Here is a 22,591-nt window from a genome sequence, read left to right as displayed (position 1 = left end):
GTGTAGTAAGAAATACACAAGTTCTTGTGAAATAGTGAGCATTTAAAAGGAGATGAAAGTAATGATCATGAATTTTATTCGCAATCATAAAGTAGCAGCAGGAATATTGGCAATCATACGTATTTATATTGGCTATGAATGGCTAACTGCCGGATATGGAAAAATAACTGGCGGTGGGTTTGATGCTAGTGGATTTTTACAAGGTGCAATAGCAAGTGCAGGTGGTGAACACCCTGCAGTTCAGGGTTGGTGGGCTGTATTTCTAGAAAAAGTTGCACTTCCAAATGCAGAACTATTCACATTTCTTGTGATGTGGGGAGAATTATTAGTAGGTATTGCATTGATATTAGGAATTTTCACCAACTTCGCTGCTTTAATGGGAATAACAATGAATTTTGCCTTCTTATTTAGCGGAACAGTCAGCACAAATGCGCAAATGGTATTACTAACGACATTCTTACTTGTAGCTGGTTATAACGCTGGCAGATATGGATTGGATCGCTGGGTTATCCCATTTTTGAAAGATCATAAACCAACTGGCAAAAAAACAAACATGAAAGTGGCATAGTATTTAACCGATTTGATAGTTAAGCTTCTTAGCAAATAGATGTTAGATATGAAGTGGTTAATAATATAAAAAATGACAATCGTAAGTGAGCTGTCTTTAAAGGGCAGCTCACCTTTATGTTTGTCCAGGAAATAATAAAATGTGCCCCTAACACGATTATAACCACCCTTCTTCGTGTTATAATTGCGAGTCTCGTATATGTTCTTAATTATGGTATATATTGGTATAATTGTCAGCGTCCTTATGGTGGGAGTGAGGGTGGATAACTTAGCTATACACGATTTTATTGCTAGGACATACGTCATTTAAAAGTAATAAAGGGGCTATTATCAGTAGTATACCTATTGTTTTCATCAATTTACGCTACTCTGATGTTTAAGGAGTCTAACAAAAGTGAATGATGATACTAAACATCCTCGAAGGGAGCGTAATGGTATGAAAAGGTCGTATGCTATACTAATTTTCGGATTGGTATTACTACTTCTAGCAGCGTGTAATCCAAATAATGAGGAGCAGCAAGGTAACGTCGATAAAAATAATGAACAAGATCAACAAAATGAAGATAGTCCAACTGTAGGGAATCCAGATAATGCAACTGCAGAGGAAGAGGTTCTCGTTTCATTAAAAGATAAAGATGATCATGTTGTTGCAACAGCGACACTAAAGCAAGTGAAATCGGGTGTTCATATAAAACTTAACGGAGAAAACTTACCACCTGGAACACATGGCTTTCATATTCATGAAACAGGATCCTGTCAACCGCCAGATTTTAAGTCGGCAGGGGGACATTTTAATCCTGGTCAAACTAAGCATGGAAAGAAGCACCCAGAAGGTCCTCATGCAGGCGATCTACCGAATATTGAAGTTGGGGAAGATGGTACCGTAAACACAGAAACAACAGCCGAATTGGTTACGCTGAAAAAAGGGAAAGATAATTCGCTTTATAAAGAGGGAGGAACAGCTTTAGTAATCCATGCTGGTGCAGATGATTATATATCTCAGCCATCAGGAGATGCAGGAGACCGTATAGCCTGTGGTGTAATAGCTGAATAGATCCAATGTGCCCGAGCGAGATAGCTCGGGCATTTTTCATGGCACAAGCAATCATTCATATTCTTTCAGCGTTCTTTGATATAATAAGGTTATCTAAAATTTACCATGCTGTAGGTGAGTATATGGAATCCATTTTTCTTTTTTCCTTCATTATATTAGTTGCTTCTATATTGCAAACGAGTACCGGATTTGGCTTTTCTATTATTGCTACACCTCTTTTGTTATTAATCTTTGAACCTAGAGAAGCAATCCAAATAAACTTAGTTATTTCATTAATTATCTCATGTGCACTAATCTATAAAATTAGACACGATGTAGATTTAGGTATTGTAAAAAGATTTGGATGGGGAAGTGTGTTTGGTTTACCTGTTGGTACAGTAATTTTTCTGCTAATTGATGTGGAGGTCTTGACGCTTATAATTAGTGTAACTATATTACTCTTAACCATATTATTAATGATGCGATTTCGTCTGAAACAAACAAATCATCGCGATTATATAGCTGGCGGATTTTCCGGAGCGTTTACAACAAGTATTGGTATGCCAGGCCCCCCCATTTTATTATATTTTTCGAGTACGAATACATCGAAGGAGACGCTGCGGGCAACAACGCTAGCATTTTACCTATTTATTTACATGATTAGCTTAATTATACAGGTTGTTGCTGCTGGAACGTCAAAGCAAATTTGGATAGCAAGTGCGTGGTCACTTCCGCTCGTGGTAATAGGGCTAATTACTGGTCAAATTCTTTTTAAAAGGATTAATCAAGCATTATTCCAAAAGTTAACATATGGGCTATTGTTGTTTACAGGAATATATTTATTAATCGAACAATTATAAATCGTTGTGAGTGTTAACTAGTCAACAAGAAGTTATCATATAATTAAAACGTTCCGTTACAAAGACGAGCCATGCATCTTCGATAATTACATAGGTTCTTTGAAAAAGTGTTCTTCTTTTTTAAGGAGTCTCTCATATTTTCAGGTGGTAAATTATTTATTCTAAAAAGATTATCTCGCATATAACTGGCAGTAAGCTCCCACCTCCAGTAATAAAGAGAACCCAATATGGATAAGCGTGGTCGACTGCCAGTAAATGTCCGATTTGTTTAAATGCCTTTTGGTCATACCCTTGTGGTACTACCAATCCATGAAGAATAACAAAACCCCCCACGGCTTAAGTTTCACTTTATGGCTTTTAAAACGACGACTATCGGCGAACTCTCTGACGACTGTAATTTCTCCAATACCGGGAAGCGGAATAAGCACTTGAAATTCGAGACGATCTTTTGAAAGTTCAACTCAAAAGCTGTTACTTCTTTTAATTACGTCATACATTTTGCATAATCTTTTCCTGCTCGTATCTAATATCGTTGATTAAATTGAATGACACTTAGATATCAGCGAATAGTAATTTACCTCTAATAATTCGTGCTATGCTTTCGTTGAAAGTCCGCTATACACTGGTATTCATCTTCAAATAAATTTGATAAGCGAATAAAAATTGGAAGTAGCTCCCGATAAATATCGCTTGAATTTTTTTCTGGATAATGTGTATGCGTGCTGCCAATCATATCGGAAATACTTTGCAGGTCTTCAACTTCACCAAGGGCATACATTCCAAGAATCACAGCACCTAAACATGAGCTTTCATAACTTTTAGGCACGATAACTGGTTTATCAAAGACATCTGCCAATACCTGCCGCCACATCTCAGAACGAGCAAATCCACCTGTTGCTTGGATCCTTAATGGTTCTCCAATATGTTCCTGTAATGCTAGTAATACACTGTATAGATTGTAAATAACGCCCTCTAGTACTGCTCGTATCATATGTTGCTTTTGATGATGGATACTAAGCCCATAGAAAGAACCACGGGCATTAGCATTCCATAATGGGGCACGTTCACCAGTCATATATGGATGGAAGAGCAATCCGTCCGCACCTGGATTTACTTTAGAGGCGATCTCAGTGAGCATGTCGTACGGATCAATACCTAGGCGTTTTGCTGTTTCGACCTCAGCATCAGCCAATTCCTCTCGGAGCCATCGTAGTATCATGCCTCCATTATTAACAGCTCCCCCAATGATCCAATGCTTCTCTGTTAATGCATAGCAAAAGGTCCTACCCTTTACATCGGTATGTGGTTTATTTGTAACTGTCCGTATGGCACCACTTGTACCAATTGTAACTGCAATAACACCTTGCTCCATTGCATCCACTCCGAGGTTAGAAAGAACGCCATCACTTGCGCCAATGACAAATTTCGTTGTTTGTTTAATTCCCATAAAATGACTCAGTTCATCGGATATGCCAGTGAATACTTCAGTGGTAGGAACCAGTTTAGAGAGTTGACTTGTTGATACCCCTGCTACACGTAATGCTTCTTCATCCCAATCCAACCTATTTAAATGCAATAAACCCGTTGCGGAAGCTATAGAATAATCAATAGCATAGGTTTTAAATAACCGAAAAAATACATATTCTTTAATGGAAATAAATTTTTTGGTCTGTCTAAATATCTCTGGCTTTTCTTCCCTCAACCACACTAATTTAGACAATGGAGACATTGGGTGAATAGGTGTCCCCGTGCGTAAATATAAAGCATGTCCATTATTTTCCTTTATTTGATCCGCGTACTTTGTACTTCGTGTATCTGCCCATGTAATGCTATTGGTTAAAAGTTGATCCGATTTATCCACAGCAATGAGACTATGCATTGCTGAGCTGAAGGAAATAAATGATACATCCATCGGTGAAATGTTGCTTTTTCGAATTGTTTCGCGAATACTACGGATCACTGCATCAAATATTTCCAATGGATTCTGTTCGGCAATCAATGGAGTTGGGGTGTGTAGCGGATAATGGATCGTATGATTTGAGGTAATTCTTCCATCTTTTGTAAAGAGTACCGCCTTTGTACTTGTTGTGCCTATGTCGACACCAAGGTAGTATGTAATCATTTATATCCCTACTTTCAGTACATAACGAAGATACAATTGTATCCTCCTTGTATAATCATATTGTTTTTTTCATTGTATCAATAAAAGACATAACTATACTAGTTGTACTGGTGATTAACGGTATATAAACATCTCCAACTGAATTGAATTTTCCCTTTATTTTCATTGGTAGTTGTCTCATCCACCTTACTGTTCAACAAAAAACAGTCACTCTTATAGAACAAGTAACTAAATGAATAGCTTCATAGTTTGTAATCATTGCTTTCTCCCTCCAAATCTGTATAATATATTTCGAGTGTCGAAGAAAAAGGAGGGTTATTGTGGATGCACAGCAAGCTACTACAAATAAATCTGGAAAAATCTGGACGCGTGACTTTATACTAATCTGTTTAGCTAATTTCTTTATTTTTCTAGGTTTTCAAATGACGCTCCCAACCCTGCCATTATTTGTGAAAGAGCTTGGTGGTAGTGATCAGCTAATCGGCATTATTGTTGGTATTTTTACATTTTCAGCACTTTTAATGAGACCATATGCTGGTCATGCACTGGAATCTAGAGGGAGACGCTTTGTTTATATGTTCGGTCTTGGTGTGTTTGTATTATCGGTTGGCTCTTTCGCCTTCGTTACAAGCATCGCCTTTTTACTTATGATGCGAATTGTTCAAGGAATAGGCTGGGGATTTTCAACCACAGCGACTGGAACAATTGCCACCGATCTTATTCCCCCTAAACGCCGTGGAGAGGGGATGGGTTATTTCGGATTATCAGGTAACATTGCTCTTGCCTTTGGTCCTTCACTTGGATTGACATTAGTAGATGTCATAACCTTTCCACAACTATTTCTAATCTGTGCTAGTGGTGGTTTGATTGCATTTATATTATCGAGTACAATCAGGTATAAAAAGGTAGACCAGTCTGAACATAAAACAGTTGCGGTGAAGTTCGATATCTTTGAAAAAACTGCAATACAGCCTTCCATGTTATTATTTTTTATTACCTTTACGTTTGGAGGAATTGCCACTTTCCTTCCGTTACACGCAGCAGAAAAAAGTGTAGCTGGAATCGAATCTTATTTTCTTGTATATGCCATTTTTTTAATGATTTCTCGTACCTTTGCTGGTAAAGTGTATGATCGAAAAGGGCATCTCTATGTCTTTTTACCAGGGACGGTTTTAATTTTTGGGGCAATGCTCTTATTAGCCTGGCTGCCAAATACTGCAGTTATGCTAATTGCAGCTGGTATGTATGGACTTGGATTTGGCTCTGTGCAGCCAGCCTTACAAGCATGGGCTGTTGAAAATGCGCCGGGTAATCGAAAGGGTATGGCAAATGCAACATTTTTCTCTTTCTTTGATTTAGGTATAGGGTTAGGCGCTATTATATTTGGACAAATTGCCTTTGTATTCAATTATTCTTTCATTTATGTAACAGCTGCAGGCTCTGTGTCGCTTTCGATTATTTTATATATATATCTAGTATGGAAGGCAGCTCGTAGTCATAATCGGCAGTAAAAAACCAAGCGAAGATAATTATCGCTTGGTTTTTAGATTAGCTGCTAACACTATTTTTCCTTTGGAAGGACAATTCGCTTATATAAATGAACGGTAATCAAATAGTATAGTCCGTAAATTACGAAGAAAATACTAATTGGGATCCAAATTTTTGTATAAGGCTCAATGATAATAAACGAGAACATTTGCATTCCCACAATTACATGCACTAAGCCAACTAACGCTGGAAAAAGGAATAATAGGAAGAGCTCACGGTAGATAGATTTCTTCAATAATGATTTGCGTACGCCAATTTTCCTTAGCATACTATAGCGATGTATATCTGCCCCTGCGCTTGATAGTAATTTAAACATCAGAACACTGGCCATCATCATTAAGAAAGCTATTCCTAGGAATATTCCCATAAAAATGGTTCCGCTAGCAAGACTCTTTAATGCAACATAGTTCGTGAACTTACTACCGGTATTTTCAACTGGTTCTCCACGATATTTTTCTGCGATCTGAGCTTGACCCTTATCGATTTTTTCTATCTGCGGAATGTCCGCCTTAAAATCTTCGACGCGAGCCAAAATTACTTCATTATCGTTCGCATCTATCTCGTCGTACTTAGCCTGATCAACAACATACACTGAAGTAGAGCCAAACATGTTGTAGCTAGCATTGATTTCGGTAGATATTGCTGACCACCAATTTTCAGGTAATTCCTCAGAGCCTGCATCTTCTTGAAGTGAATAAGACGAAGCAGGTAATTTATCTTCAACACGTTGCTTTTTTGGTAACTCAAACTGTGCATTGTACGCCTGCACCAATGGTGGATCTTCGATTAGCTTATTTTTAAGAAAATAAATACCATCATCAGTTACTTTATACGTATACGTATGCTGTTCAGTCACATCCATCGACTTGAGTGCTTCTAAATCTTGCTCAGTTGGTTGATGTATGGCGACATCATTCGCATGGAACATGGAAGATTGAATTTCAATATTATGATAAAAGGAGATCCCTGCTGTCATGGCTCCTAATCCAAGAGCAATAAGCATGGCAACCGTTCCTAGTACCTTTGTTAAGTTAAGCATACGAAAACGAAGTTGTCCAAGTGTAAATGAATTAATTCCTTTCTCATTAAGCTGTCGGTTTTGCTTTAGCTTTTTCAAGAAATAGGGTAAAAACGAGATAAAAACAAGGTATGTTCCTGGTATAATTGTAACGGAGGCTAAAATTACACCTAACTGCTGTAGCTTTTCAATTTCAATCATTGCGAAATAGCCAATGCCGATTAATATAATGGCAAATAGCACGCCAAAGAACGTTTTTACACCACTTACCTTCACGAAATCTTGCTTCTGACCAGCGTGTAGTAAATGTAATACACTTCTTCTGCCAATCTGCCAAGCATTTACGATGGAAGTCAACAGGAATAAAATAATATAAAAGATAACGGTTGTAAGGATGGAGGAAGTATATACTGCCTTAAATCCTTCTACTGAAAAATCAAGCTGTTGCATTAACAAGTCAGAAATACCAATCGATAATCCAACTCCGACTATGATTCCTACGACAAGAGAGATAATCCCAATGAAGAATGTTTCGAAAAACATCAGTTGTGTGATTTTACCCTTTTTAGCTCCAAGTGTCATATACATGCCCATTTCTTTTTGCCTTAATGTTTGAATAAAAGAAGTGGCATAGAATATATAGAAAATGGTAATAAACCCTAAAATAAAGGAACCAACATGAAACACAAACATGATGGAACTAATTAATGAATTTGCTTCAACAAATGCTTTATTTTGAGCTAACGTTTGAAACATGTAAAAAATAGCAATGGATATCGTTAATCCAAACAATAATACTAAATAATCTTTAAACATTTTTCGCATACTTGATAAAGTTAATTTTACTAACATCGTATCACCTACTTTCTATTCCAATTCATTTGATGTAGCAAACTCAGCAAGTACATCTAGGATTTCCTGATGGAAGCTATTTCTTGTTGTGTTGCGATGGATTTCTTTATATAATTGGCCATCTTGGATGAATAAGATTCGCTGACAATAGCTAGCACTTAACGGATCATGTGTAACTAACATAATTGAAGTATTAAGCTTTTCATTTAAGTGAACTAATGTTTCCATTAAGCTTTTTGCGTTTTTAGAGTCCAAGGCACCGGTTGGCTCATCTGCTAAAATCATGGCAGGCTCATGTACAAGTGCTCGCGCAGCAGCAACACGTTGTTTTTGACCTCCAGATATTGTAATAGGATATTTATCGATAATCTTTTCAATACCTAATTTTTGTGCAACGTTCATCACGCTTGGCTTAATATATCGAGTGGAAATACCTTTTAATGATAACGGTAGAGCAATGTTTTCATATACAGTCAGGTTTTCTAACAGGTTAAAGTCTTGAAAGATAAATCCAAGCTGCTCGGAACGAAAATCTGCCAACTGGTTTTGCTTCATAGCGGTAATATTCGTACCAGCGATCTCAATGGTTCCACTAGAAGATTGATCTAATGTAGAAATAACATTTAATAGAGTGGTTTTTCCGGCGCCTGATGGCCCCATAATTCCAACAAATTCACCGCTCTCTATATCAAAAGAGACGTCTTTTAATGCGTGAAATTGATTTTCATTTTTCTTCCCATAAACTTTATTTAAATGGTTTACGTGTAATACAGGTTGACTCATAATCCTACCTCCAACTTTATTTTCTAATGCTAGTCTACCGTTATTAGGATTTAGAAGGTATGGATTTTCCTTTCAGCAAGCTTACAGTTTTGTAAGGGTAAATGACGGGGAAAGCTGTTTTATGAGCAGGATTCAGTTTAAAATCAATGAAAACTCGTATACAATAGTAATAAGAATTGGTAAAGGATGGTATTTGCTATTTTGAAAAGTATCCGAAACATCAATGTTGAAAAATTATTTCCTTCCGTTATATATAAGCGAGGATTAGACTACTATTTACAAGATAAGGTAAGTGATCTTTTATACGATATTAATTATCAAGTATGGACTGCCATCGTACACGGATCGGAAAATTATTTTGTCGAGATTAATATGAAGGATTTTTCTAAAGGTACCATTGATACGTATTGTGATTGTCCGGCATTTGACGCATTTGGTTCATGTAAGCATATAGCTGCGGTATTAATCCATATCGTTAATAAAGACAATGAGAAATTTCAGGTCCCTAAATATTCCTCATATGATTACAACATGACTCGGAAATTTATGAATGCACTTCATAACATTCCGCAAAACAATAACGACAAGGAAACTGCGTTACCAAAGCAAACGATGCTTAAGGTAGAGTATAGTTGCAAATTAGCTTTTAATAGTCAAATGGAAATTGAGCTTAAAGTGGGAGAGAAGCGTTGTTTTGTTGTGAAAAATGCAGGTGAATTTCTCCAACATGTTTCACAAGCGTCGGAATACCCGATGACGAAAAAATATTCCTATAATCCAGATATACACACTTTTTCAGATGTGGATTGGCAGATTTTAGAGACATTATCTGCCATCATTAAAAATGAAAGAATTTATCATACCAATCCTTTTTTTAGAGGCGATCAAGCAAGTAAACGATCGATTATCATTCCACCACTAGAGGCAAAAGCGTTACTAGAAAAATTAGTAGCGCAGTCATTGACTGTGGAAACAAAGGATCTCACGTATCCATCTGTATCCATTAATAGGGATTCGTTGCCTTTTCAATTTTCTTTAACCGCTAGTGAACAAGAAGATTTGCAATTGGAAATGGAAAAGGTGAATGATTTTATCTACTTAGATGCCTATGAATTACTATTTTCTGAAGGAATATTTTATTTTCTTCAAAGTCATCAAGTTCCAGTGATTGAACAGATTAGTCATTTCCGTAATGAAGGCTTTCATTTACCAATCGCCAAGAAGCAGGCAGATGAATTTGTTTCTACTGTTATTCCATCATTGAAAAAAATTGGTGAGGTAGCGATCGATGATAAGGTAGCTAAAGATATTATTCAAGTACCATTACAGGCAAAACTCTATTTAGAGGTGAAGGCAGCATGGGTCGTAGGTAGATTAGAATATCATTATGGAAAAGAACAAATTGATCCCTTTAGTGGACGTGAAGAAAATGAAGTCATTATTATTCGCGATGTGGAAAAAGAACAACAAATTATGCGACTCATAGAACATGCTGATTTTCACTATAATGGGAAAGAGCTCTATATCGATATGGAAAACGAAGAGGAAATGTATGATTTCATTTATTATATGCTCCCAAAACTAAAGGAGTATGTGGAGCTCTACTTAACCTCAGAAATACGGAATCTAATCGTCGAACAAGAACCGATGACAAGTACAAGTGTTAAATTGGAAAATGCATCAAATTTACTTGATATCGGTTTTGATATTGAGGGGATAAATGACACAGAGGTAAATCAAATATTAGAGGCAGTTATTGAAAAAAAACGCTATTATCGTTTGGATAATGGAGCACTTCTTTCCTTGGAAAGTGACACATTTTCATCTGTTAGACGGTTCTTAGATGGGATGGATATTGAGGTCAATGATCTGGATGAAGGCAAGGTTAAGGTGCCAGTGTATCAAGGTACACAGGTAGATGAGCTACTGGAAACGAGTAAGCGTTATGATCTATCATTTCGTAAATTACTACATCAGTTAAAATCTCCAGAAGAACAAGTATACCCACTTCCAGATACGCTGGAGGCATCACTTAGAAATTATCAGCAAATTGGCTATCAATGGTTTAAATCATTGAGCCATTATCATTTGGGAGGTATACTAGCGGATGACATGGGTCTAGGGAAGACATTACAAAGTATCGCATATATTGCGTCAGAGCTTTGTGAAGATCCTCATCTGATTGTGGCACCTTCATCTGTTGTATATAATTGGAAAAAAGAATTTGAAAAATTTACACCAACATTAAAAGTAGCTGTCTTAACTGGATCTCCCCAGGAAAGAAGACGAAAATTTTCGGATTCAAAAAATATGGATGTTTGGATTACTTCCTACGCAACGTTGCGGCAAGATATTGCACTGTATGAGGAATTATCTTTTCAAACACTGATTCTCGATGAAGCGCAATATATAAAGAATTATGCTACGAAAACATCGAAAGCTATTCGGCAAATTAAAGCAGGGAGACGATTTGCCTTAAGTGGGACCCCAATTGAAAACTCGATTGATGAGCTATGGGCTATCTTCCAAGTAATTCTCCCAGGATTAATGCCGAATCATCAAACATTTAAACAACTGTCTTACGAAAAAATTGCTATGATGACAAGACCATTTATTTTACGACGCCTAAAACGGGATGTGCTAAATGAGCTACCCGATAAAATTGAAACCGTGCATACTTCTGAATTAACGAAGGAGCAGAAGGATTTATATGTAGGCTATCATCGACAGCTACAAGAAGAAGCTGCACAATCAATGAACGAAAATGGCTTTCAAAAAAACCGTATGAAGATACTTGCCGGTTTGACAAGACTAAGACAAATTTGCTGTCACCCATCTCTATTTTTAGAAAACTATCAAGGGGAATCCGGAAAGCTAGAACAACTTATGGACACAATAAAGAATGCATTAGGAAATGGGAAGCGTATGCTAATATTTTCTCAGTTTACTTCGATGCATGAAATTCTGATTAAGAAGTTAGATCATGAAGGGATCGGCTATTTTTATCTACATGGTCAGACACCATCGCATGAAAGAGTTGAGATCAGTGAGCGATTTAACAATGGTGAAAACAACGTGTTTCTAATTTCGTTAAAAGCCGGTGGAACGGGACTTAATTTAACAGGTGCCGACACCGTTATTCTATATGACTTATGGTGGAACCCAGCAGTTGAGGACCAAGCAACAGGTCGTGCTCATCGTTTTGGCCAAAAAAATGTAGTTCAAGTGATTCGGCTTATTACGGAAGGTACTATTGAAGAGAAAATATATGAGCTGCAGCAAAAGAAACGAGAATTAATCGATCAAGTAATCCAGCCTGGAGAAACGATGATATCCAGCTTGAGTGAAGATGATGTCAGGGAGCTATTAAATATATAAAACGTAACGATGTAATAAGTGTATTTGGTTTATAAAAAAGTTAAACACGGGGCGTTGCAAACATGGATACTAGATCGATGTTTGCAACGCCCCCTATTCGTGTTTAAGGAGTTACGCTTACATGATAAGGAGAGGTTTAAAACAACGATGACGTAAGTACGAATAAAATAGGCTCGAGTTATCACTTTTATTCAAAAAACGATGCTTCATATTTGGTAGAGTACGTACCACATCTCCTTCATCTAAAAAATACTCGGTCCCTTCTAGTTCGATATGTGCCTTCATAAGGTCTGGTGTTAAAACATCATAGACAATATGGTTATTATTTTCACGATATACGTTCACGCGATCTTTTTTTCTGGAAATAAGGGAATCTGTATCAATTTCATTAAAAAAAAGCGTACAGTGGTACGTTTAATGCTTTTGCAATTAACTCTAATACAGTAAGCAAAGGATTTCCTTGTCCTCTTTCTACTTGATTAATAATTGACGTGCTAATTCCTGCATCATCGGCAAACTCACGAATTGTCATACCATTCTTTTTACGATAGTTTAATAGAGTTTGTCCTAAGCCATGGTTCTTTATAATAGTGCCCCTTCAATACAATATAAGTTTGATATCTTTTGTGCTGACATACTAAGCATAGTGTAAGAATGCTTTCTTCATGAATTATTTAATTTAATAGGAAAGTAATTAACATCAAGTAAAATTAAATCTGTGTATGTAATAAATATACGACTTAAGACGGAGTCGGAAAATTTAAAATAAGCTATACTTTTCATAAGGGAGGATGCTAAGTGGAACAAACTATAAAAGAAAATTGGGAACTTGATACATTATACACTGGCGGTAAAGATTCCAAAAAATTACATGAGACGTTGAATCAATTAAAGCGAGAGATAGATAGGCTGCATACGAAGATTGGAACAGTGGATGATCAATTATCATTTGCTTCCTGTTTACGCGATGTGCAAAAAAATCTAAAAGGTCTAAGAGAGCTAGAGGATTACATTGTCTGCCTCTATGCAGTTAATGTGGGAGAGCCCGATATATTAAAAATAATGAATGAGATAGATCATGTACGCTCCATGTTTGAAGCATTATTTGTAGATATTGACACGCATATTGATCATTTTTCCGTCGATCAATGGAATCATTTTATTCAATTACAGGAAGTTCAAGATGTTCGTTTTTATCTAGAAGAGCGTAGAGCCGGGATCAAAGATCGTCTCCCTGCTGAAATGGAAAAGTTAATTAATAAATTGGCGATTAACGGATTTATTGGTTGGGAGAATTACTACGAACAGTTAATGGGTGAATTGAAAATCCTCATCGACAAACAGGGAAAGGTAGAGGAAGCATCGATAGGACAAGCATTAATGTATCTAGCTTCGCCCAATCGCTCGCTAAGGAAAAATACAGCGGAAGCATTAATGGATGTATTGCAACAAAATGGCTCCTCTTTTGCCACGACATTTAATCGAATAAGTGGATTTCGCTTAGATGTGTATGAAAAGCGTGGCTGGGACAATATGCTAAAAGAGGCAATGGATAAAAATAGAATGAAGGAGAAAACGCTACATACCATGCTATCAGCTATACGCGCGAAGAGTTACATCATGCAACCTTATTTAAAACGAAAAGCGCAGTTAATGAAGCTTAAGAAAATGGCATGGTATGATACGGATGTACCAAGCTTTACATCAAAAGATAAAATTACTTACGCAGAAGCGGCAGATTTGATCATTACCCAATTCTCTAAGTTTAGTGAAAAACTTGGAACTTTTGCAGCAAACGCTTTTGCGAATGGTTGGATAGAGGCAGAGGATAGGAAGGGGAAAATGCATGGTGGGTTTTGTGCCTACTTACCAATTGCTAAAGAAAGTCGTATTTTTTTAACGTATACCGGCAGTTATCAAGATGTTGTAACGATTGCTCATGAACTTGGGCATGCTTATCATAATTACTTAGTCAACGATCAACCCGCTTTTGCACAGGAAAAAAGTACAAGTATTGCGGAAACAGCTTCAACGTTCGCTGAGAATCTAGTACTCGATGCTGTAATAGACAGCGCATCAAATGAAGAAGAAAAATTAACCTTGCTAGAAATGAAGATTGGAAATGGTCTAAAGTATCAAGTGACTGTTCCAGCAATGTTTGATTTCGAAATGAAATTATATGAACAACGGAAGTCTGGCCCATTGAAGCCCAATGAAATAAATGAATTAATGACAAGCACGTTTAAACAGGTTTATGGAGACACGGTGAAAGACATGAACCCTTATCTATGGATGACCATCCCACACCTTTATCGTACAGAGCTGCCATTTTATAATTTTCCGTACACCATTGGCTATCTACTCAGCAATGTAATGTATGCACAATATAAGGAAAATCCCGTACAGTTTCCGGCTCAATACGACGCATTTTTAAAAAACACAGGAAAAATGACAATTGAACAATTGGCAGCCCACTATCTAAAGCAGGACATTACAGATTTGTCATTTTGGGAAGCATCCTTGCAGCCAACAATCGAATCTATTGAACAGTATAAGAAATTATCGGAAAGAAAATGGCAGGAAATGAGATGATGGGTACGAAGAGATTTATCCCGCATATAACTGGCAGTAAGCTTCTCGCTTCAAGCAAAAAAGAGAAACCGAAATTGGTAAGAGGGAAATCAACTGCCAGTAAATGTCCGATTGGTTCAAGGGCCTTTAGGTCATACCCTTGTGGTACTAACCATCCGTGGGGATAAACAAGCCCCCACGGATGGAAGATTCACTTTATCAAGTTTACTGATTTAATCGGAATAGTTTTCTCGGCCTTCCTTTTAGATAAGGCTTTTCCTCACCCGCCACTTTTATGACCTCGCCAGCTAACAGTTTATTAATGGTACGCTCTGCACTTCGTTTTGTAACTTTATAATGCGATGCAATATCGTGAGAAGAGAAAGGTTCGTTATTCCGAGATTGAATAAAATCGATAAAATTATAGGATAGTTCATTATTTAAACGTGCCTTATGAATGAGTGCTTGATAAAGCTTCGATGTATCAAAATGTTTAATAATACCAATTGGTCCAATCGTATCTTGCCGTTCATTAACAATATAGCATTTACTGTCTTTTTCCGTACTGCATGCATCTAATGCTAATTTCGCATTTTCCACTGCTTCCTTTGCGGTTAAAGCCAATCCAAATCCAATATCGACAGGTGTTTGCAATGTTTTCTCAATATCGTACAGTAAAGGAAAATCTCGATAATGATTTTGAATATGGTCAATGACTCCCTTGGTACCGAATAAAATAAAACGGTTATCATCACTTGGAAAGACGGAAGCGTTCGTTTGCTTGGCAAATGTTAAGAGTAAACGATGTAATTTCTGTAGCGATTGCTTAGCCACCGTACTACCTCTTCGTTGCTCAATAACTTCCCATTGCTTTAATCGTACGTATCCGGAAACAATTTGTGTAGTATTGGGCTCTGAAAGTGTCACGATTTTTCGAGCCTCTTCGAGGGCGCATGCAATATTTAGTCTAGGTATTGTCATACAGCTTACGGGTATACCTTCATGTCTTAATTTTATTTCGATTTCCTTTGTAGATGTGAGGACAGTATCAATTTTTCCTTCCTTCCATAACGTTTGATGGAAGGACACAATGTCATCTGATTGCACCTGTTGTTGTTTATTTGGCTGAAAAATATAGATATCCTTATTTTTCATGGCTATATCTGCTAGTACGTTGCTGACATGCTTCCCACTTAACACATCTAGAGAAATGCGGTTAATAACTTGTTTATGAAGATGGTTTAACCGGAATAAGGAGTGAATAATCATATATTCATCATACGGTATTTGAATACTTGGAATTCGCTTCTTCACTAACAAGTCTTTTGCATATAGATAAGAGAGCTGTTCCGTAAATAAATAAATATCACATACATATGCTTTTTCAATTAATTCTGTAACATCTTCAGCCTTTGAGTAGGTAAAGGGCATAAGCTCGATATCGCTTTTCGTATCAGCGAGCTTCATAATGCGTTTCATTACATCCTCATTACCAAAAGCTGCAATCTTAATTTTCATTCTAAACGCTCCCATGTTCTTATAAATGATTATAAATGCAAATTTTTTTACTATGTAATCCTATTTTTATTTAAACTAGCTTCCCTACTTGATGTAACGAATTAATAAATGACCGATATCTGCAATTATTCTTTCACTTTCTGCATTAAGGGAGATTCCTTCTGATAAAAGAACAACATGTATCGTCTTATCCTGATATTTCATAATGCCAGCATCATGGGTGACTCCTTGTAGCTCCCCCGTTTTATGGTAAAACTGAATCTCATCCTCTGCCTGCAAATAACTAGGGAGCTTATTGGTAAATTGCTGGTTAGCTAAAATAGTTAAAATCATTTTCTGGCTCTCTTTTGTTAAAAATTTATTATTTTCTGAAATTAGATGCAACAATTTTGCGATATCATATGCACTTGTATAATTGTCCAATCCATTTTCCTTTGCCTGTAGATCCATAAACTTACGTTGAATGATCGATTGTTGGCAGTCAGCATCTTTTGTTAATTGATTGATTGTTTCTACACCTAATATATCAAGTAATACATTGGCAGCTGTGTTATCTGAAACAATAATCATTAGCTCCAATAAATTTCGATAACTATAAATATGAGAATGGGATAAATAATTAATTACTCCAGCACCGCCAACCATATTTTTCCTTTTTATATAAACAAGCTTGTCCTGTAAATGTGGGTTTTTATCTAGTTGACGAAAGCCTGCAATTAAAATTGGTAATTTAGCCAAACTGGCTGCACATCTTAACTGAGCTGGATTAATGGAAATAGTACCTTCATCTGTTTCAATATAAACAGAAAAATGATCGCTTACCGGTTCCAATTTGTGATGTATGGATTTTTCCAATTCTCGAAATTTCATATCGTATAGACCACCTTACATATCAGTCTTAGAAAACTTTCTGAAGCTGGACGTACACTGTAAGCAAGTATTGACATCGCTTCTTTGCTTTAATACAATAAAGCGTTCATCAATATTTAACGAACAACAATCGACAACTTTCGCTAATAGCAATATAGTATTGAATTTTCTCATAATTGTCAATCCTAAAATAATATATTTGCATTACATATACATATATCTAGCTGACTGAACTACCTAAAAAACAGTATGAAATAAACATACAGGCTGGGACCGTTCCCGTGGAAAGCGAAGTTGTTATACATCTTCTTTTGATAAAAATACGTTTGTTCCTGCCTCTTTTCACACATATGTGAGTTACATCTTTCATTCCACGGCAACGGCTTACCCTCTTTATGGGCAAGTCCCGTGTGAGGATATCACACGGTTACTTTTTCACTGAAGTCTTGTATAGTTTCGCTGCGACATCTGAACGATATCTTTTCGGGAAGTTCCGTTTTTGAAGAAAAGAATATTAGAGCGAGCTACCTTCGAAGAACACTCTTTATAGCTAAATGTAATAATAAATAATCAGTAGTAGCCCTAATAACACAAAGGTAGTAATTGTTTGGAATTGCATGATCTTATAAAATGAGGGGTTTACCTTTTCAGAAGGAGCAGGCTTTTCTTTCCATTCTTCCATATAGTCATTTGACATCATACTTAAAAATCTTCTGAAACCAAACGTGACACCATCAAAGAAGCCGCCTTTTTTGGTATAGATAAACAATGTAATGACGAGAAGCAGTAAAAACACATAGAATAGTGCATTAATGAAGTTCACGAGATTATAGGATGGAGCAAAAATAAGAAAAATCACAAGTGTTAAGCATATCGTGAGCAGGAAATACAGCCCATGTTTTGATTTATTCATAGAGTCACCTTCTAGATAAGTTGAACTAATTATATCATAGAATTTTATGTTGCAAAAAGCGCATTATTTAAAAAATTTAATGAATTGTATTTAGGACGAAAGCATTAATCCAACGCCGTTTACACATATTTTTAATAAATGAAAATAATGATAGTTTTTACACTATTATAAAAAATGTTTTGCAAATTAGCTGGGTTGATTGTATAATTTCGTTAGTAGATTAAATCTGCGAAAAAATCAAAAAACTATTACTTTAAGGGGGTTCTTTTTAACTATGAAGTTAAAATGGTCACTATTATTGGCTCTTGGTCTATTGCTTAGTGTGTTTTTAGTAGCATGCTCAGGTGATGACGGAGATTCAGCAGAAGGCACTGGTTCTGATGATAAGAAAGAAGAAGAACCAGCAAAAGATGAAGAAAATGTAGAACAAGTACTTAATTTTATTAATGGAGATACAATTCCAACGATGGATCCATCCATGGCTACTGACGTATATGGCTTCCAGTTTCTAGGCGCAACCATGGAAGGTCTTTATCGCTTGGATGAGAACGCAGAACCAGTTGAAGGTATTGCAACAGAGCACAAAGTGAGTGAGGACGGTCTTACATGGACATTTACCTTACGTGAAGATGCAGTTTGGTCAAATGGCGATCCTGTAACTGCACATGATTTCGTTTATGCTTGGCAGCGTGCTGTAGACCCAGACACTGGCTCTGAATATGGTCCGTATATGATGGGTGGCGTTATTAAAAACGCGACAGCTGTTAACACTGGCGACGCTCCTTTAGAGGATTTAGGTGTTAAAGCGGATGGCGATTACACCCTTGTCGTAGAGCTAGAAAATCCTGTACCTTATTTTGAATCATTAACTACCTTTGGTACGTTCCTCCCGTTAAATCAAAAATTCGTTGAAGAACAAGGCGATAAGTTTGCTACAAGTACAGATACGCTATTATCTAATGGTCCATTTAAGTTAACAGAATGGGAAAGCACAAGCAGCTCATGGAACCTGGAGAAAAATGCAGATTATTGGGATGCGGAAACGGTTAAGCTAGATAAGATGACGTATGAAGTGGTGAAGGATCCACAAACTGGTGTCGACCTATATGAGAGTGGGACAGTTGATCGTGCTGGACTATCATCTGATTTAGTTGACCAGTACGCAACACATGAAGATTATGTAGCAACACCAGAATCAGCAGTATTTTATTTAAAGATGAACCAAACGAGAAATGAAGCATTAGCAAATACAAATGTCCGTGCTGCGATTAGTCGTGCATTTGATAAGCAAGCACTAGTCGATCAAATCCTAAATAATGGTTCCATCGTAGCTAACGGGCTAGTACCCGCAAACTTTACCCCAATGCCAGGCGGTGGAGAGGACTTCCGCGAAGCTAGTGGCGACTTAGTAACATATGATGTAGAAAAAGCGAAAGAATATTGGGAAAAAGCCCTAGAAGAACTAGGAACAGACTCTGTCGAGCTTGAATTCCTTGCAGATGATTCGGAAACGGCTAAAACGATGAATGAATACCTTGCTAATCAGCTAGAAACAAATTTACCTGGATTAAAAGTTACGTTAAAGCAGGTTCCGTTTGAGCAACGTTTGGACTTAGATACGAATATGGATTATGATATTCAATTTGCCGGATGGAGCCCTGATTTCCTTGATCCATATACCTTCCTTAACCTATGGTTAACGGATGGCGGTAATAATAAAATGGGCTACTCTAACCCTGACTATGATGCGTTACTAGAAGAAACAACTACGGAATTAGCTCAAGATAATGAAGCACGTTACCAAAACTTCCTTGAAGCAGAAAAGATGCTATTTGAAGATGCAGCAATTGCTCCAATATATCAAAGGGCAAGAGCACAACTGATTGCTCCTAAAGTAAAAGGTGTCTTTATGAATCCATTTGGTCCAGATTATGAATACAAATGGGCTAGCGTTGGATCAGAAGAATAATAGTAGTCTAAATTAATATGCTAAAGATTAGTAGGTTAAGAGAGTGTATGACCCTTTGGTATATACTCTCTTTTCCCCTGTCAAGAAAAAGACTTACAATAAATAACATTTACTATTTTTATAATATTCAGCTTAATAGGAGGTGCACGAATGGTTCGTTATATACTACGACGTGTATTTTATATGGTAATTACGCTATTTATCATCGCGACCGTATCTTTCTTTTTAATGAAGATGCTACCAGGTAGTCCGTTGAAGGCAGAAGATAAACTGACCGAAGAACAAAAAGAAATCGTTCTTGAGAAATATGGCTTAAATGATCCTGTACCAGTGCAATACATAACTTATTTGAAAGATTTAGTGCAAGGGGACTTAGGTATCTCCTTTGCGTTTGATAATACACCGGTTACAAAAATACTTATGGATCGAATTGGTCCGTCGGCACAGCTAGGTGCACAATCGTTACTAGTGGGAACATTTTTAGGTATTTTATTTGGATTAATTGCCGCGATTTCGCATAATGGTATCCTCGATTATACCTCAACCATTCTCGCTGTATTAGGTACTTCCATACCTTCGTTTGTTTTTGCGGGACTACTCCAATGGTTCCTTGCCGTGGAAACAGGCTGGTTCCCTGTCGCATTATGGGGAACGTTTGAACATACCATATTGCCAACGATCGCCTTGATGATATTCCCGATGGCAACGGCCGCTCGTTTTACGCGTACGGAAATGATCGAAGTAATGGGTTCTAATTTTATTACAACCGCACGTGCGAAGGGTGTAAGTGAATACGGAATCATCTTCAAGCATGGTATGCGTAATGCACTTATTCCACTTGTGACCGTAATTGGTCCAATGGCAGTGAGTTTAATGACAGGAACGCTTGTTATTGAACAAATTTTTGCCGTACCTGGGATAGGTGAGCAGTTTGTATCATCCATTATGGTTAATGACTACCCAACAATTATGGGGACAACCCTCTTATTTGCCTTTTTATTTGTCGTCATCATTCTAGTCATCGACCTCCTCTATGTATTAATTGACCCGAGAATTAGACTGACAGGAGGGAAGAGCTAAAAATGGATAACAAAAAGAACGAGCAACAAGTACCAAAAGAATTATTAATACCAATTGAAAGAAAAGAAGATACAAGTGAAAAAATAACGAGTCCAAGCAGAACTTTTATGCAGGACGCTCGCCGAACCTTCTTCAAAAATAAACTGGCGATTTTTTGTGTTATTATTTTAGGCTTGATTAGTTTATTTAGTATTATCGGACCAGGTATGAATGATCATGGCTTAGATGATCAAGATTTGTCACGTGCTAAAATGCCACCACACGTACCCGTTTTAGAAAATATTTCATGGCTCGGCTTTAACGGTACATTAAAAGATGAATTTAAGGGTAACGATGTAGAACATGCAACGCAAAATGCAATTCAAAGATACAATAATGATAAAGAATTTATTGATATAAAGGTGTTGTCTGAAGGAGATGGCAGTAAGGATTCTGCAGAGGTAAAGGCTACGTATCATATTTACGAAGCCAAGGATATGTCTGATCAATATTTCTGGCTCGGCACTGACACGCTTGGTCGGGATCAATGGACAAGGATTTGGTTAGGTACGCGTGTTTCCTTAATTATCGCATTAGTTGCGGCGGCGATTGACCTCGTAATTGGTGTCGCATATGGTGGTATTTCCGCATATTATGGCGGAAGAGTCGACAATGTGATGCAGCGAATTATTGAAATTCTTGTCGGTATACCAAATCTCGTCGTCATTGTCTTAATGATTCTCGTATTACAGCCGGGAATGCTTTCGATCATTATCGCTCTGACGATAACGGGCTGGATTGGAATGGCCCGGATCGTCCGTGGTGAAGTGTTAAAGCTGAAAAGTCAGGAATTTGTGCTTGCTGCACGAACGCTAGGTACGCCAAATAGCTCGATCATCCGCAGGCATTTAGTACCAAATATTAGTGGGATTATTATCATTAATACGATGTTTACGATTCCAGGGGCGATTTTCTTTGAAGCATTCTTAAGCTTTATTGGATTAGGGATGGTTCCGCCAGAGGCGTCTCTTGGGACATTGATTAATACTGGATTTGAGAACCTGAGATTGTACCCATATTTACTCGTGTTCCCAGCTATATTAATATCCGTAATTATGATTGCATTCAACTTAATTGGAGATGGATTACGTGATGCGTTTGATCCGAAAATGCATAAATAAGAAGGTAGGTGTTTCTAAATGAGTAAATTGTTAGAAGTAAAGGATTTGAGAGTTTCATTTAACACCTACAACGGTGAAGTACAAGCTGTTCGAGGTGTGAACTTTGATTTGAATAAGGGGGAGACATTAGCGATTGTTGGTGAATCTGGCTCAGGAAAGTCGGTAACATCGATGGCGCTAATGCAGCTCTTACCTAAGCCGCACGGCTTTGTCAAATCAGGGGAGATTTTGTTTGAAGGTGAGGATTTGGTTAACAAATCTACGAAAGAGATGCAAAAGCTCCGTGGTAAAGATATTTCGATGGTATTCCAAGATCCGATGACATCGTTAAATCCGACGATGAAGGTAG

Annotated in this window: 16 protein-coding genes and 1 pseudogene; 10 read left to right on the top strand and 7 right to left on the bottom strand. The window is 37.1% G+C overall.

Translation table 11 applies throughout. The annotated features are described in order from the left end of the window. Positions 1-61 precede the first annotated feature (61 nt). The 3 genes from ABDZ84_RS04915 (at position 62) to ABDZ84_RS04905 (ending at position 2,460) form a co-directional block, all read left to right on the top strand. Positions 62-568 (top strand): DoxX family protein, encoded by a 507-nt coding sequence (locus tag ABDZ84_RS04915; RefSeq protein WP_034679828.1) that lies wholly within the window; start codon positions 62-64, stop codon positions 566-568. A gap of 435 nt (positions 569-1,003) precedes the next feature. Beyond that, a complete protein-coding gene (locus ABDZ84_RS04910) occupies positions 1,004-1,621 on the top strand; it encodes a superoxide dismutase family protein (RefSeq protein ID WP_026682965.1) in 618 nt (205 codons plus the stop codon). A gap of 122 nt (positions 1,622-1,743) precedes the next feature. Further along, a complete protein-coding gene (locus tag ABDZ84_RS04905; protein ID WP_026682964.1) occupies positions 1,744-2,460 on the top strand; it encodes a sulfite exporter TauE/SafE family protein in 717 nt (238 codons plus the stop codon). A 580-nt stretch (positions 2,461-3,040) separates the two neighbouring features. Here the strand turns inward: ABDZ84_RS04905 and gntK are convergent. After that, positions 3,041-4,582 carry a gluconokinase gene (gntK, locus tag ABDZ84_RS04900; protein WP_026682963.1) on the bottom strand — a complete coding sequence of 514 codons (1,542 nt, stop codon included), beginning with the start codon at positions 4,580-4,582 and terminating at the stop codon, positions 3,041-3,043. 320 nt (positions 4,583-4,902) lie between these two features. Here gntK and ABDZ84_RS04895 point away from each other — a divergent pair, with 320 nt between their 5' ends. Continuing rightward, positions 4,903-6,093 carry an MFS transporter gene (locus tag ABDZ84_RS04895; RefSeq protein WP_226983566.1) on the top strand — a complete coding sequence of 397 codons (1,191 nt, stop codon included), beginning with the start codon at positions 4,903-4,905 and terminating at the stop codon, positions 6,091-6,093. 50 nt (positions 6,094-6,143) lie between these two features. Here ABDZ84_RS04895 and ABDZ84_RS04890 read toward each other — a convergent pair whose 3' ends face one another. Together ABDZ84_RS04890 and ABDZ84_RS04885 are read right to left on the bottom strand one after the other, a co-directional pair. After that, positions 6,144-8,000: an ABC transporter permease gene (locus ABDZ84_RS04890; protein WP_121604014.1), complete on the bottom strand. Its 1,857-nt coding sequence runs from the start codon at positions 7,998-8,000 to the stop codon at positions 6,144-6,146. Positions 8,001-8,015: 15 nt separating this feature from the next. Continuing rightward, entirely contained in the window at positions 8,016-8,783 is a 768-nt protein-coding gene (locus ABDZ84_RS04885; RefSeq protein ID WP_343780393.1) for an ABC transporter ATP-binding protein, read from the bottom strand. A 201-nt stretch (positions 8,784-8,984) separates the two neighbouring features. Here ABDZ84_RS04885 and ABDZ84_RS04880 point away from each other — a divergent pair, with 201 nt between their 5' ends. After that, a complete protein-coding gene (locus tag ABDZ84_RS04880) occupies positions 8,985-12,161 on the top strand; it encodes a DEAD/DEAH box helicase (protein ID WP_026682959.1) in 3,177 nt (1,058 codons plus the stop codon). Between the two features lie 136 nt (positions 12,162-12,297). Here ABDZ84_RS04880 and ABDZ84_RS04875 read toward each other — a convergent pair. Beyond that, positions 12,298-12,693 (bottom strand): annotated as a pseudogene (locus ABDZ84_RS04875) (helix-turn-helix domain-containing protein). Between the two features lie 266 nt (positions 12,694-12,959). Between ABDZ84_RS04875 and ABDZ84_RS04870 the strand changes: the two are divergent. Continuing rightward, complete coding sequence (locus ABDZ84_RS04870) at positions 12,960-14,753, top strand: M3 family oligoendopeptidase (protein WP_026682958.1); 1,794 nt, start codon at positions 12,960-12,962, stop codon at positions 14,751-14,753. A gap of 204 nt (positions 14,754-14,957) precedes the next feature. Here the strand turns inward: ABDZ84_RS04870 and ABDZ84_RS04865 are convergent, their stop codons facing one another. The 3 genes from ABDZ84_RS04865 to ABDZ84_RS04855 all read right to left on the bottom strand — a co-directional run bounded on the left by ABDZ84_RS04865 (position 14,958) and on the right by ABDZ84_RS04855 (position 18,033). After that, entirely contained in the window at positions 14,958-16,250 is a 1,293-nt protein-coding gene (locus tag ABDZ84_RS04865) for a hypothetical protein (RefSeq protein WP_026682957.1), read from the bottom strand. A gap of 84 nt (positions 16,251-16,334) precedes the next feature. Then, complete coding sequence (locus tag ABDZ84_RS04860; RefSeq protein ID WP_051388466.1) at positions 16,335-17,120, bottom strand: serine hydrolase; 786 nt, start codon at positions 17,118-17,120, stop codon at positions 16,335-16,337. Between the two features lie 550 nt (positions 17,121-17,670). After that, positions 17,671-18,033: a DUF3899 domain-containing protein gene (locus ABDZ84_RS04855; protein WP_026682955.1), complete on the bottom strand. Its 363-nt coding sequence runs from the start codon at positions 18,031-18,033 to the stop codon at positions 17,671-17,673. 274 nt (positions 18,034-18,307) lie between these two features. Here ABDZ84_RS04855 and ABDZ84_RS04850 point away from each other — a divergent pair, with 274 nt between their 5' ends. The 4 genes from ABDZ84_RS04850 to ABDZ84_RS04835 all read left to right on the top strand — a co-directional run. Next, on the top strand, positions 18,308-20,002 hold the full coding sequence (locus ABDZ84_RS04850) for a peptide ABC transporter substrate-binding protein (protein WP_343780387.1): 1,695 nt from the start codon (positions 18,308-18,310) through the stop codon (positions 20,000-20,002). A 150-nt stretch (positions 20,003-20,152) separates the two neighbouring features. Continuing rightward, complete coding sequence (opp3b, locus tag ABDZ84_RS04845) at positions 20,153-21,082, top strand: oligopeptide ABC transporter permease (RefSeq protein ID WP_166530622.1); 930 nt, start codon at positions 20,153-20,155, stop codon at positions 21,080-21,082. Between the two features lie 2 nt (positions 21,083-21,084). Then, positions 21,085-22,242 (top strand): oligopeptide ABC transporter permease, encoded by a 1,158-nt coding sequence (gene opp3C / locus ABDZ84_RS04840; protein ID WP_343780384.1) that lies wholly within the window; start codon positions 21,085-21,087, stop codon positions 22,240-22,242. 18 nt (positions 22,243-22,260) lie between these two features. Then, positions 22,261-22,591: ATP-binding cassette domain-containing protein (locus tag ABDZ84_RS04835; protein WP_343780382.1), on the top strand; the 331-nt coding region annotated here is incomplete at its 3' end.

Source organism: Virgibacillus salarius (genome assembly GCF_039521925.1).
GTDB lineage: Bacteria > Bacillota > Bacilli > Bacillales > Amphibacillaceae > Virgibacillus > Virgibacillus salarius.
Note: the sequence above shows the minus strand (reverse complement) of the source record. Positions and strands in the feature narration are given on the sequence as shown.

Bases quoted from the DNA above. Each gene is read 5' to 3' on its own strand.
- ABDZ84_RS04905 (WP_026682964.1), top strand. From the start codon at position 1,744: ATGGAATCCATTTTTCTTTTTTCCTTCATTATATTAGTTGCTTCTATA.
- ABDZ84_RS04860 (WP_051388466.1), bottom strand. From the start codon at position 17,120: ATGAAATTTCGAGAATTGGAAAAATCCATACATCACAAATTGGAACCG.
- ABDZ84_RS04855 (WP_026682955.1), bottom strand. From the start codon at position 18,033: ATGAATAAATCAAAACATGGGCTGTATTTCCTGCTCACGATATGCTTA.
- ABDZ84_RS04850 (WP_343780387.1), top strand. From the start codon at position 18,308: ATGAAGTTAAAATGGTCACTATTATTGGCTCTTGGTCTATTGCTTAGT.
- ABDZ84_RS04885 (WP_343780393.1), bottom strand. From the start codon at position 8,783: ATGAGTCAACCTGTATTACACGTAAACCATTTAAATAAAGTTTATGGG.
- ABDZ84_RS04890 (WP_121604014.1), bottom strand. From the start codon at position 8,000: ATGTTAGTAAAATTAACTTTATCAAGTATGCGAAAAATGTTTAAAGAT.
- gntK (WP_026682963.1), bottom strand. From the start codon at position 4,582: ATGATTACATACTACCTTGGTGTCGACATAGGCACAACAAGTACAAAG.
- opp3b (WP_166530622.1), top strand. From the start codon at position 20,153: ATGGTTCGTTATATACTACGACGTGTATTTTATATGGTAATTACGCTA.
- ABDZ84_RS04865 (WP_026682957.1), bottom strand. From the start codon at position 16,250: ATGAAAATTAAGATTGCAGCTTTTGGTAATGAGGATGTAATGAAACGC.
- opp3C (WP_343780384.1), top strand. From the start codon at position 21,085: ATGGATAACAAAAAGAACGAGCAACAAGTACCAAAAGAATTATTAATA.
- ABDZ84_RS04910 (WP_026682965.1), top strand. From the start codon at position 1,004: ATGAAAAGGTCGTATGCTATACTAATTTTCGGATTGGTATTACTACTT.
- ABDZ84_RS04915 (WP_034679828.1), top strand. From the start codon at position 62: ATGATCATGAATTTTATTCGCAATCATAAAGTAGCAGCAGGAATATTG.